10 protein-coding genes are annotated in these 10,423 nt (G+C 69.0%); 2 read left to right on the top strand and 8 right to left on the bottom strand.

The features are described from left to right. Positions 1-123: 123 nt before the first annotated feature. Complete coding sequence (locus tag ACR9ZK_RS18395; protein ID WP_481343408.1) at positions 124-468, top strand: ArsR/SmtB family transcription factor; 345 nt, start codon at positions 124-126, stop codon at positions 466-468. A 113-nt stretch (positions 469-581) separates the two neighbouring features. After that, on the top strand, positions 582-2,210 hold the full coding sequence (locus tag ACR9ZK_RS18390) for a SulP family inorganic anion transporter (protein ID WP_481343409.1): 1,629 nt from the start codon (positions 582-584) through the stop codon (positions 2,208-2,210). Positions 2,211-2,317: 107 nt separating this feature from the next. Here ACR9ZK_RS18390 and ACR9ZK_RS18385 read toward each other — a convergent pair whose 3' ends face one another. From ACR9ZK_RS18385 to ACR9ZK_RS18350, 8 genes are all read right to left on the bottom strand, one after another. Continuing rightward, on the bottom strand, positions 2,318-3,436 hold the full coding sequence (locus tag ACR9ZK_RS18385; protein WP_481343407.1) for a M48 family metalloprotease: 1,119 nt from the start codon (positions 3,434-3,436) through the stop codon (positions 2,318-2,320). A 140-nt stretch (positions 3,437-3,576) separates the two neighbouring features. After that, positions 3,577-4,860: an acyltransferase family protein gene (locus tag ACR9ZK_RS18380; RefSeq protein ID WP_481343406.1), complete on the bottom strand. Its 1,284-nt coding sequence runs from the start codon at positions 4,858-4,860 to the stop codon at positions 3,577-3,579. 66 nt (positions 4,861-4,926) lie between these two features. Beyond that, positions 4,927-5,862 (bottom strand): methylenetetrahydrofolate reductase, encoded by a 936-nt coding sequence (locus tag ACR9ZK_RS18375; protein ID WP_481343405.1) that lies wholly within the window; start codon positions 5,860-5,862, stop codon positions 4,927-4,929. A 104-nt stretch (positions 5,863-5,966) separates the two neighbouring features. After that, the gene (locus ACR9ZK_RS18370; RefSeq protein WP_481343404.1) at positions 5,967-6,635 is read right to left on the bottom strand and encodes a Type 1 glutamine amidotransferase-like domain-containing protein; all 669 of its coding nucleotides are present in this window, start codon (positions 6,633-6,635) and stop codon (positions 5,967-5,969) included. 135 nt (positions 6,636-6,770) lie between these two features. Then, positions 6,771-7,694, bottom strand: coding sequence for a zinc-binding dehydrogenase (locus ACR9ZK_RS18365; protein WP_481343403.1), 924 nt, complete (start codon positions 7,692-7,694; stop codon positions 6,771-6,773). 247 nt (positions 7,695-7,941) lie between these two features. Next, a complete protein-coding gene (locus ACR9ZK_RS18360) occupies positions 7,942-8,415 on the bottom strand; it encodes a VOC family protein (protein ID WP_481343402.1) in 474 nt (157 codons plus the stop codon). A gap of 159 nt (positions 8,416-8,574) precedes the next feature. Then, positions 8,575-9,099 (bottom strand): pyridoxamine 5'-phosphate oxidase family protein, encoded by a 525-nt coding sequence (locus tag ACR9ZK_RS18355; protein ID WP_481343401.1) that lies wholly within the window; start codon positions 9,097-9,099, stop codon positions 8,575-8,577. Between the two features lie 160 nt (positions 9,100-9,259). Then, a partial coding sequence (locus tag ACR9ZK_RS18350; RefSeq protein ID WP_481343400.1) for an alpha-amylase family glycosyl hydrolase occupies positions 9,260-10,423 on the bottom strand: 1,164 nt, incomplete at its 5' end.

Here is a 10,423-nt window from a genome sequence, read left to right as displayed (position 1 = left end):
GTCGTGGACAGTGCGGCACGCACCTGAGGCTCCGACACACGGCTACAAGCCCGATCCGGCAGTGAGGTATCGTATTGGATTGCAAAGTTCTTCAAGTGCAAAACTCGACAGGTGGGTGGGTCGGTGGCAGTACCGCTCTATCAGGCGAAGGCGGAGTTGTTCCGGACCCTGGGTCACCCGGCCCGCATCCGGATTCTCGAGCTGCTCAGTCAGCGTGAGCATGCTGTCCACGAGCTGCTCGCACAGATCGGCGTAGAGCCGAGCAACCTCTCACAGCAGCTGGCGGTGCTGCGCCGAGCGTCCCTGGTGGTCTCCCGCCGTGCCGACGGCGACGTGCTGTATGCCCTGTCGGTGCCCGAGGTGCGCGAGATGCTGCTCGCCGCCCGGCAGGTGATGGGACGGATTGCGACGGCTCAGTCGGAGGTCGAGGCCGCGCTGGCCCGCGAAGCGGACCAGGCCCAGTGGTGAGCACATCCGGGGGATCAGCACGGGCGTCGACGGCAGCAGCCTTCCGGTCCGGCTGGTCCGAGGCCCAGACCAGGTTGCAGCAGCTGCTGCCGCGTCGGGCGGACTGGGCAGCGATGCGCAGACAGCCACGTCGGGATGTCCTTGCCGGCGTGACCGTCGGCCTCGTGGCGCTCCCCCTGGCCCTGGGTTTCGGTGCCAGCTCCGGCATGGGCGCGGGCGCGGGGCTGATCACCGCGATCGTCGCCGGCACCGTCGCGGCGCTCTTCGGAGGCAGTCACGTTCAGGTGAGCGGCCCGACAGGGGCGATGACCGTCGTCCTGGTCCCGATCATCGGCCAGTACGGCACCCAGGCCGTCTTGGCGGTCGGCCTGCTGGCAGGTTTGATCCTGGTGGGCCTGGCGTTCGTGAGGGCCGGGCGGTTCATCCGGTATGTCCCGGTCCCCGTGGTCGAGGGCTTCACCATCGGCATCGCGGTCATCATCGGCCTGCAGCAGCTTCCCTCGGCGCTCGGGGTGCACGTGCACGCAGACAAGGTGCTGGCTCTGGCCGGGGCTGCGCTGTCTGCCGGTCTCGATGCCCCGCTGTGGTCCTCGATCGGGATCTCCGCCGCCGCTGCTGCGACGATCCTCATCGGCGCTCGACTGCGTCCCGGCGTGCCCTTCTCTCTCATCGCGGTGGTGGTCGCAACGGCGCTCAACGGTGTGCTGCACCTGGGCGCGGAGCCGATCGGCGCGATCCCCTCCACGATCCCGGCACCGGGCCTGCCGTCCTTCGAGCACTGGGACGCACTGGTGCTACCCGCCGTCGCCGTCGCGGCCTTGGCGGCGCTGGAGAGCCTGTTGTCCGCCTCCGTCGCCGACGGGATGACGGTCAACCAGCGTCACGACTCCAACCGCGAGCTCTTCGGACAGGGTCTCGCCAACGTCGCCTCACCCATCCTCGGCGGCATCCCGGCTACGGCGGCGATCGCCCGCACCGCCGTCAACGTCCGCACCGGCGCCGCGTCGCGGGCGGCCGCCGTGACCCACGCGCTCCTCCTGCTGGTCATCGTGCTCGTCGCGGCCCACTGGGTCTCGATGATCCCGCTGGCCGCGCTGGCGGGCGTCCTGATCGCGACGGCAGTGCAGATGGTGAAGGTCTCCAGCGTCCGGGCCCTGCTGCGGGCGACCCGCGGTGACGCCATCGTCCTGATGGTCACGGCCGTTGCCACCGTCGTCTTCGACCTGGTCACGGCCGTCATCCTCGGGCTCGTCGTGGCGGGCGGCTTCGCCCTGTCCCAGGCTGCCCGGGTCGCGAAGCTCGAGGAGGTACCCCTCGAGGATGAGCGGCACCTCGATGAGGAGCAGGCGCTGCTGGACGAGCACATCGTCGCCTACCGCCTGGAGGGGCCGCTCTTCTTCGCTGCTGCGCACGACTTCCTGCTGGAGCTTTCGGAGGTCAGTGACGTGCGGGTGGTGGTCCTGCGCATGTCCCGGCTCAGCGTGATCGACGCGACCGGCGCCGCAGTCCTGGCCGACACCATCCGCCGGCTCGAGTCTCGCGGCGTCACGGTCATGCTCTCCGGCGTGCGCCCGACCCACCAGAAGGTGCTGCACCGGCTCGGCGTCTACGAGCAGCTCGCCCACGAGCGGCACCTGTTCGCCACCACCCCCGAGGCGATCACCCACGCGCGCCTACACGCAGCCCGACGCGAGAGCCCCGAACACCACGAGCCGGCCGCCACCACGCCAGACCTGCGGTGAGGCACTGGCCGGGCTCGCGGCGGGTTGTGGTCCCGCTCGACGCTCGTGGCCGTGGCCGCATTCGCGCCATCTGACGAAGAGTTGGCAGGACTGCTGATGAGCGCCTGTCAGGTGCCTCGTCGGCGCCCCGCTGGCTCCCTGACGGCGGCGAGGCGTTCCAGGGTGTCGGGGTGCGTGGCGAACAGCACGTACTCGATGCGGGGCGGGTGGACATCGGCGATGTTGACGGTCGCCAGCCGCAGCTGCACCGCAGCGAACGCGGCGGGGTCACGGGTCAGCCGTAGCGCGTGCCGGTCGGCACGGGCCTCGACCCGGCGGGAGACGAGGCCCTGGATGGGGCCGGTGACCAGGCCCACCAGCGCCCCGACGGCGAGGACCAGGCCGATCGCTCGCGGTGAGCCGATGGCGTCCACTCCGGCTCGGCGAAGCAGGGCATCCCAGTGGCCCACGAGGTAGAGCGCCACGACCGCCGCCGCGGCGCCGATCGCACCCAGCAACGTGCCCCCTTCGGGGTCGCGGTGCTTGGCATGACCCAGCTCATGGGCAACGACGCTGCGCACCTCGCCGGCAGGTGTCTCGCGCAGCAAGGTGTCGTGGACGACGATGCGGCGGGTGGCACCGAAGCCGGAGACGTACGCGTTGAGCGCGGTGGTCCGTCGGGACGCGTCGGCGACGAGCACTTCTCGCACCCGCAGGCCGTCCCGGGCCGCCATGAGGAGCAGCTCGTCACGCAACGGCCCTGCCGGCATCGGAGTGAACCTGTTGAACACCGGCTCGACGAGGATGGGGAAGACGAAGGACAGCAGGACCACCAGGGCCGCGGCACCCGCGGCGCCGAACGCCCACCACCAGTCCGGCGCCAGCCGGGTCACCGTGTAGAACCCGGCGAGGACGACCGCTCCCGTCACGACGCCGACCGCACCGCTCTTGAGCAGGTCCACCGCCCAGCCGCGCCAGGTCTGGGTGGACAGGCCGTAGTCGCGGAGGACGGTGTGGCGCCACGCGGCGAAGGGCAACGGCGCCAGCCAGAGCAGCATCAGGACGACGAGGCCGCCCGGCACGGCCTCGGCCAGCCAGTGTCCGCCGAACGGCCGCGCCGCCCAGGCGACGATGCGGGCACCGGCCGGGGTGAGACCGAGCAGCAGCGCCGCCGCCAGTCCGGCCAGCAGAGAACCGTAGGAGCTCGGGCGAAGTGCAGCGTGCAGTGCCCGACCTCTGGTGACCACGTCTGCGGGTATGTCGCCCAGCGCCGCCGCTCGGGCGGCGTCGCTCGGGCGTGCCACCCGCCAGGGCACCAGCGTCATCGCAGCGACGGCCAACCCGGTTGCCAGGGCGACCAAGGCCGTCACCGCCCATCCTGTCGGGGTCACGCTGCCCCGGATGCAGCAGGCCGGCGCGCAAACCTCGCGCGTAGCGGGCGCTCGACGAACCTGAAGCTCGCCTCGGCCAGGACGAGGAACATGGCGACCCAGACGACGTCACCGACCACCGAGTGTCCGAACAGATCGAGTACTGCGATCCTCGCCAGGACATTCCAGAGATAGACCGAGTACGACCGCTCGCCGAGCAACCGCAGCGGAGCGCTCGCCAGCAGGTGTCCGACCGCCGAGCCCGGCCGCGTCACGACACCGGCCAGGATCACCAGCGTCAGCCCGGTCCCCGCGACGGTCGCCAATGAGGTGTGGTTCGTGTCGTTGCGATTGGCCAGGGCAGGCAGGAGGGCAACCGCCAGCATCGCGAAGGGTGCAAGCCGCTCTACCGCTCCGGACAGCCAGCCGTTGTGAAGGACGACGGCGAGCACCGAGCCGACCAGGATCGGCAGCGCGTTCGTGTCGGTCCCGAAATACTCGTGCGGGTCGAAATGGATGTCTTGAGTCAGGCCGAGGACGAGGTCGAGCGCCAGGGTGATCCCGATGAGCGAAACGGTGAGCGCGGCGAACAGCCGTGGACTGCGGCGATAGACCCAGAGCAGCGCGAACGGCCACAACAGGTAGAACTGCTCTTCGACGGACAGCGTCCAGGTGTAGTTGAAGTAGTCCTGAGTGGCGAAGGGGTGGCCGACCCAGTCGAAGAGGCTTGTCGTATAGGTTGCAGCTGCTCCGGCGGGTGCGAGAACCTGCCCGACACTCAATTCGTGCTGGCCTACGAGCAGCACCACGATGGTCGTCGCCGTGACAGTCATCAAGGCCGGGTAGAGGCGCGCCGCGCGCCGGCGGTAGAACGCCCGGACGTCGATGGTTCCCGTGTGGAGTTCGCGGACCAGCAGGCTGGTGATGAGGTACCCCGACAGGCAGAAGAACACCGTCACGCCGACGAACCCGTCGATCAAGGGCCTGGTGGGGGCGTGCTGACCGAGGACCAGGAGAATTGCCACCCCACGGACCCCGTCCAGCGCGGGCTGGTTACCTGGTCGCGCAGCAGCCGCCCTCAGAAAGATGGGCGGCGTCGGCTGCTCGAACGCGGTCGGACCGGGCGTGCGAGGAGAACCTGGGGGCGAGGCTCTCAGGTGCAGCCGATCCGTGCCCGTTCCCAACCGAGCTCCCTCCCTTCGGACGTCGCTCGCGTCCCTGCGGCGGCGCAGAGTGACCCACCGTGATGGAACGAGTACGTCGTGCCCGCGCGGCTGGTTCAGAGGCGACGAGGCTGGCATCGCCTCAGGTCCCTGTGCGAGTGACGCTCGGGGATCGCTCGGTTACCGGCGGACTGTTTCCGCGATCTATGCCTGCAGGCGCTCGGCAAGGCGCACGGCGGCGTCGATCTCGGTGCGCCTGATGGAGACCGTCTCGACGTTGAACCCGTACGGGGTGCCGAGGCGGCGGCAGAAGGTTGCCAGCTCCCTGGCGGTGGCCAAGCAGTAGTCGAACGAGGCCGACAGGGGATCGTCGGACCGTTCGAGCTCGTTGCGCATCCAGCGCGGAATGTCGACTCCAAGCCATTCCAGGAACGCCAACGTCTTCAGCGAGCCGCAGACCGAGAGCGTGAAGATCACCGGCGCCGGTTCCTCCCCGACATCGACACAGGCGTAGTGGTAGTCGGAGACCATGCTCATGGCTGCGGGTGCGTCGTACACGACCTGCGTGACGAAGAAGGAGGCACCGTCGTGCTGTTTGCGCAGCATCCGCTCGTGCTCCCGGCCGGTGCTCGAATGTCGCTCCGGTATCGCCACTCCGCCCATCGGCAGCTCGGGCCGAACGCTGCGCCACACGTCATGCGCCTCGGAGAGAGTGGTCAGAACCCGCTTCGAGCTCGAGGACGCTCCCACGAACACCGTTCTCACCTGCCGAGGGTCCTGTGCAGCAAGCCACGCCTCGAGGTCGCTCTTGGCGTACTTGCCGACGCAGCGGTAGACGACGACGGGGCGGTCCCAGTCCGTGAGGTGCTGCGCGTGGAAGTCACCGGGGTCTTGCGTCGGCAGGTAGGGAAACGGGCGCTCGTCGCGATTGCGGTCGCTCTCGTCGTCGATGTCGTAGACGATGAGAGCGTCGAGGTTCAGATGGCGAAGTCGATCGATGGTCACCTGTGCGATTCGATGAGCCTCTTCAGGCGGCGTCGAGGCCCGTGGGGGCGTGATGCTGAACATCAGGAGCTCGCGTTCACCCGACGAATCCATGCCCTGCCTCCTGCCGGCGTTGTCGCGGTGAACCTTACGCACCGCGTCCGGTCATCCGCACGGACGAGTGCCGACAACCGGCGGATCGACCCATCCAGCAGGCCATGGGCAACAACGCCCTCCGCAGCCAGGAGGTCGACGGCCGGCTATGCGAGCAGCTTCCACTGCCCTTCTGAGACGACCCGGACCGTACCGTCGAGCACCGTGATGGCCGTCTGGTCGTCCATGACGTAGGCCGGACCCGAGATGCCGGCCGCCCACTGCTCCGCCTCGGCCATGGAGTTGCCCGGCATGCCGTCCGGAGCCAGGTGGGGACAGATCGAGAAGTCGACGATGCCCAAGGTGCTGGCGTCCCCATTCGGTGGTCGCCACTGGATGAAGTCCTCCCCGACCTCGGGGGTCAGCACCATGCTCCCGGCGCTCAACCCGACCCAGACCGTCTCGCTCAACGACGGAAGCAGGTCGGCAAGACCAGACTGCCGCATCCAGTAGCAGAGGTAGAGAACGTCGCCGCCCGCCACGAGCAGCACATCCGTGTCCCGGACCAGGGGCACCCACCGCTCCTCGTCGATGCTCGGCAGTGCGGTGAGCTCCAGAACACCGACGGACTTCCACCCCAGTTCGACCATCGGGTTCTCGGAGTTACCGCTGATGAACTGCCACGCCTTGACGCCAGGGCCGACCCACGGGTGTCCGTACTGCGCGGTCGGGATGCACAGGGCGCTCGAGTCGGCGATCGGCTTGCCCAGCAGATCCACCAACGCATCGCGGATGCTCGGGTTGGTGACGCCGCCAGAGGTGAGCAGAAGCCTCATTGCCTGCCTCCATGTGTGATCGGCGGACCCAGGGGCCAGCCGGCCGGGGTCCGCCCGGGAAAGCGGATCAGCCGAGCTGTGTTCACACCGTACACACCTGGATGCCCCGGATGGGCACCGCTCCGCGACGTCTGCCTATGGGATGAGCAGAGACTTACCGGGGACCGCACGAGCTTCGATCGCCCGGTGCGCATCGGCTGCCTCGGACAAAGGGAACTCCCGCCCGATCGACGGATACAGTCGACCGGCCGCTGCCTTCGCGAGTGCGCTCGTGGCCAGCCGAACCATGTCTGCCGGCTCGAACTGCAGGCCGGCGATGCCCCGCACCACAATGCCCCGTGCCTCGACATCCGCAGGATCGAGCTCGGCGAAGCCGCCGCTCGCTGCGCCATGGACCGATGCGCGGCCACCGTGGGCCACCAGCTCGAACGCCTCGGTCCCTAGTTCGCCTCCGACCCCGTCAAGCAACACGTCGACGGGCAGCCCGCCGAGGGCCTCGAGTACGTGCTCACGCCAGGTGTCGCCGGAGTAGTCGACCACCGCGTCGGCGCCCAGTCGACTGACGAGATCCAGCTTCTCCGGCCCGCGGGCGGCCCCCACGACCTGAGCACCCGCTGCGTGTGCAAGCTGGACCAGCAGAGTCCCCATGCCGCCCGCCGCACCCAGAATGAGTACCCGGTCGCTCGGTTTGATCGTCAGCCCCTCCAGGATTCCCATGGCGGTCACGCCGTCGTGGGCCAAGGCAGCCGCCGGCCGCACGCCGAGACCGTGCGGCACGGGCACCAGCCGATCGATGCTGGTGCGGACCAGCTCGGCGTACGTCCCCCTGGTCCCGGCCCCGGCCAGGACCTGACGACCCACCCATGACAGATCCACGCCAGGGCCCACCGACACCACCGTCCCGGCGGCCGCGCCGCCCGGCACGTACGGTGGCTCGATCCCAAACGCCTCGCCCCAGCCGCCGCGGATCTGCGTCTCGAGGTAGATGGTGTCGATGGCCTCGGCCCGAATGACGACCTCCCCGATTTCGGCCACGGGATCTGGCATCTGCACAGGCACCAGGACCTCGGGTCCTCCGAACTCGGCTACCCGAACTGCGCGCATCGCTCGTCCCCTAACTCTCGGGTCACAGGCGGCGGAGCCCGCCCGTTCAGCTACCACCCTCGAACCTCAATCAAAGTTGAAGTCAAATGGGTCGGCCATGTCGCGTTGCACTGATCGACCGGTTCGGGCCGGTAGCAGCGCAGCTGCGGGGGAGGCGGCGTCTTGGCACGGGCCGGAACCCGCGGGCCCTCGCGCTGGGGCCTCAGGCGCTGGCCTCGATCGCGAACGTGTTGCCGTCGGGGTCCTGGAACCACGCGATGTGACCGCCACCGGCTCGAGGGCCGATCCCGTTCGCGTCATGTTCGTACTCGTCGTACCGGACCATCTCGACACCGACCGCCGCCAGTTCGTCGACCACCCGGGCCAGATCGTCGACGTACCACGTGGCCACAGTCGCCGACGACATTCCCGCTGTTGCCGACTGGTACACGTTGAGCAGGCAGCCGCCACCGCAGGCGTACACGCGGCTGCCGTCCGGGATCGTCGCGCTGGGGCCTGACTCCACCGCCCGCAGGCCCAGTCGGCCTTCGTAGAACGCGATGGCGCGTCCGATGTCAGACACCGCGATGGACGCTCTGACGGGAAAATCGCTGAGCGGCACGACCAGGCCTCCAACCGGAAGAGGATCGACACCGAGCATTGTCGCCCACTGGCGAGACTGCCGGTCCGCGATCACCTGGCCTCGTGTGCGACGCGCGTGTCCTGGCACGGCGTGGCGGAAACGGCGCAGCATCGCGGGGACGGCTCTGGCCGCTGTACGCCCTGACGACGAGAAGTGACGCACTCAGCCAAGGCATGCCCGTCCCGCAAGATGGTCAACCTCGGCGGTGACGCTTCAGAACTGAAAGCGGGTCAGGCCGCCCGGTTCCGTCGCGAGGACCACCGTGGCCGAGCGGGGCTCGATGCGATAGACGTTCCACGGCGGCGGTCCTTGGGACGGCGCGTTGAACGGCGCGGTGATGCCCGACCCGCTCTCGTCGGGCTCCGCCGGCCAACCGCTGTCCGCCCAGGCCTTCGCGATGCGTGCCACTTGGCCCGGCTCGGTCACCCGGTTTGCGACACCCTCGATCACCACGTCCGCGTCACGGATCGACACCGCAACAGAACACCGAGGATCGCGCGCGACGTTGCGGCCCTTGCGCGTACCGCCGCCAGTTTGGAACCAGAACGCGCCGTCCACCCAGACCGCACCGACGGCGGTCACGTGTGGACTGCCGTCCTCGTTGATGGTGCACAGCCACGTCGTCCGCGTGTTCGCTGCGTCGGGAGCCGGCGCCGAACCCGCGTCGAGCTTGGCAACAACCGCGTCCCAATCCACCGGCGGCAGCCCATCCGCCCTTCCAAGATTGATGGTCTGCATCTACCCAACGTACCTGCGCCCTGTCCCCGGCAAGCCGCAATCTGAGTGGAGAGGCCGGGGCACCGTGTGGGCGTTCGTGGGCGAACGAGCTGGGGTCCAGGTGTTCGCCTGACTGGTCGCAGGTGCGGGTCCACACGCTCGAGGACGTGACCAGGGCGCGCTACGGCGGGGGCAGAGGCTCGAACCAGGCCGCGGACTCCGGAGCGAGGGTGAACGTCGTTGGCGCGGAGGGGTTTCCGTGTATCTCGCTGCTCAGGATGAGCCGCCCGTGAACGGTGGTCGGGTGTGCCGAGAAGTTGATGGCGCAGTGCCACCGATCGGAGCGAGCGAAGCACAGCACCTGTGGGTCGCCGGTCTGGGTCCACCGGAAGTCCTCGCATCGCGCAAGGTCACGACGCAGCGTCAGCGCTCTTCGATAGAGCTCGAGCGAGCTGGTGGGAACGCCCCGCTGGGAGAAGGCCGCGTGGTCGGTGAACCAATGCGGCTGTGGCAACCAGGACCCGTTGCTGCCGAAGCCGAACGATGGTCCCGTCGGCGTCCAGGGGATCGGGACCCGGCATCCGTCGCGGCCCTTGAGGCGGTGACCGGTGCGCTCGTAGACGGGGTCCTGCAGGGCCGCCGTCGGCAGGTCGGCGACCTCGAGCAACCCGAGCTCCTCCCCCTGGTAGAGGTAGGCAGACCCCGGCAGGGCGAGCATCATGACGGTCGCGGCGCGCGCTCGGCGTGCGGCAGTCTGCGGATCGAGCGGAAAGTGCTTGCCGTCGCTGCGCAGCCACGCGTCGAGGTCGGTTCCGATGGGCAGCGCGTACCGGGTGGCATGACGTGGCACGTCGTGACTGGAGAGCACCCACGTCAGTGCTCCCCCGACGTCGGCGTGCTCCTGGATGGAGCGGGTGATGACGGCTTTGAACTGGTCGGGGTGCCACTCTGCCTTGAGCAGGGAGAAGTCGAAGATCTGGCCGAGCTCGTCCGGGCGGGCGTACAGGTAGGTGCGGCTGGAGGCGGGGTGCCACGTCTCGGCGACGGCCATCCTCGGCGGGTCGTACTCGTCGAACACCTTGCGCCACGAGCGGTAGATCTCGTGGACCTCGTCACGGTCGTAGAGCGGGTCCGAGCCGTCCAGGGGCAGCAGGCCATCGAGGTTCGGCTGGCTGCGCAGCGGGTGGGAGAGGTCCTTCGCGAGGGAGTGCGCGACGTCGATGCGGAAGCCGTCGACGCCTCGGTCGGCCCAGAAGCGCAGGGTGTCCAGGAAGTACTGGCGCACCTCCTCGTTGTCCCAGTTGAGGTCGGGCTGCTCCCGCGCGAAGAGGTGGCAGTACCACTG

The sequence above is a fragment of the Monashia sp. HAY1-5C genome, assembly GCF_056755255.1.
The sequence above is the reverse complement of the archived record's forward strand: the minus strand, read 5'-3'. Positions and strand labels throughout refer to the sequence as shown.

Coding starts and splice junctions, on each gene's coding strand:
- ACR9ZK_RS18380 (WP_481343406.1), bottom strand. CDS start 4,860: ATGCCAGCCTCGTCGCCTCTGAACCAGCCGCGCGGGCACGACGTACTC.
- ACR9ZK_RS18370 (WP_481343404.1), bottom strand. CDS start 6,635: ATGAGGCTTCTGCTCACCTCTGGCGGCGTCACCAACCCGAGCATCCGC.
- ACR9ZK_RS18355 (WP_481343401.1), bottom strand. CDS start 9,099: ATGCAGACCATCAATCTTGGAAGGGCGGATGGGCTGCCGCCGGTGGAT.
- ACR9ZK_RS18390 (WP_481343409.1), top strand. CDS start 582: ATGCGCAGACAGCCACGTCGGGATGTCCTTGCCGGCGTGACCGTCGGC.